At 64.2% G+C, this 1,638-nt stretch carries 2 protein-coding genes; both read right to left on the bottom strand.

Annotation, left to right across the window (positions count from 1 at the left end):
* Positions 1 to 1,146 (bottom strand): efflux RND transporter permease subunit (locus AKL29_RS45310; protein WP_244482275.1); only part of this gene is annotated, 1,146 nt, incomplete at its 3' end.
* The coding region (locus AKL29_RS45305; protein ID WP_244482273.1) for an efflux RND transporter periplasmic adaptor subunit at positions 1,143 to 1,638 on the bottom strand (496 nt) is incomplete at its 5' end. The genes AKL29_RS45305 and AKL29_RS45310, both read right to left, overlap by 4 nt.

Raw genomic sequence — 1,638 nt, 5'->3', positions numbered from 1 at the left:
GAAGGTGCCGACCAGCGACACCGGGATCGCAATGATCGGGATGATCGCAGGCCGCCAGCCCTGCAGGAACACCAACACCACGATGACGACGAGCGCCATTGCCTCATAGACCGTCCTGATCAGCTCGTGGACCGATTGGGCGATGAATTCGGTCGGGTTGTAGCCGATATTGTAGTCGAGCCCCTTCGGAAAACCCTCCTTCAGCTTGGCCATGGTGGTAGAGATTGCCTTCGCTGTGGCGAGCGCGTTCGATCCGGGCCGTTGCGTCACCACCATTGCGACCGCCGACTTGCGCAGTATGCGGCTGCTAGTAGCATAGGACAGCGCACCGAGCTCGACGCGAGCGACGTCGCGCAGCCGCACCGTGCGGCCGTCGGAGCCGGCCTTCACCACGATGTCCTCGAACTGCCTGATGTCCTTGAGGCGGCCAGTGAAGACGAGGTTCGGCTGGAAGGCGCGATCGGCGATCGGCGGCTCGGCGATCTGGCCGCCGGCGATCTGCAGGTTCTGCGCCCGGATCGCCGCCAGCACCTCGGCCGAGGTCAGGCCGAGATTGGCGATCCGGTCGGGATCGAGCCACAGCCGCATCGAATAGTCGCGCGCGCCGAACATCTGGATGTCGCCGACGCCGTCGAGCCGCAACAGCTGGTCGCGGACCTGCAGCAGCGTGTAGTTGGAGATGTAGAGCTGGTCGAAGCTGTCGTCGGGCGACAGCACGAAAACAGCCATCAAGATATCCGGTGAATTTTTGCGGGTAATGACGCCGTTGCGCTGCACCTCCTCGGGCAAGCGCGGCTGCGCGATCGCGACGCGGTTCTGCACCAGTACCTGGGCCTTGTCGAGATCGGTGCCGAGCTTGAAGGTGACGGTGATGGTGAGCTGACCGTTCGAGGTCGCCTGGCTGTAGAGGTACAGCATGTCCTCAACGCCGTTGATTTCCTGCTCGATTGGAGCAGCAACAGTGTCGGATACGGTCTGCGCCGAAGCACCCGGATATTGCGTGGTGACGGTGACGGTCGGCGGCACCGCCTGCGGATATTCCGAGACCGGCAGCGTCTGATAGGCGATCGTACCGACGATCAGGAGCACGATCGACAGCACCATCGCCAGGATGGGCTGGTTGATGGAAAGCCTTCCGAGATTCATGGCTTCGCACCTGCCGCCGGCTTGTCGCCGGCCAGCGCCTTGTCTGCCGGAACTGCCGGCGCTTTGCCCGCTGCGGGAGCTTGCGCCATTTTCGGCGTCACCTTGGCGCCGACGCGAGCGCGCTGCAGCCCGTCGACGATCACGTGGTCCTCCGCCTTGAGGCCCTCGTGGATCACGTGCAGGCCGTCATCGAGCGGACCGAGCACAACCGCCCTCGCTTCCACCGTGTTGTCGTCCTTGACCACGAACACGATCTTGCGCGACTGGTCGGTGGCGATGGCGGTGTCCGGGACCAGCAGCGCCTCATAGGGCGAGGAGCCGATGATGCGGACGCGGCCGAATTGCCCGGGCAGGACCGACAGATCCTTGTTCGGGATAATGGCGCGGCTGCGAAGCGTCGCGGTGGAAACGTCGAGCCGGTTGTCGAGGAAGTCCATCTTCCCCTCATGCGAGGGCCTAGTCTCGCCGGTCAACGCCACCCGCACCGGGTTT

It is taken from the genome of Bradyrhizobium pachyrhizi (assembly GCF_001189245.1).
Classification (GTDB): Bacteria; Pseudomonadota; Alphaproteobacteria; order Rhizobiales; family Xanthobacteraceae; genus Bradyrhizobium; species Bradyrhizobium pachyrhizi.
This window is presented reverse-complemented; position numbering and strand designations above follow the sequence as displayed.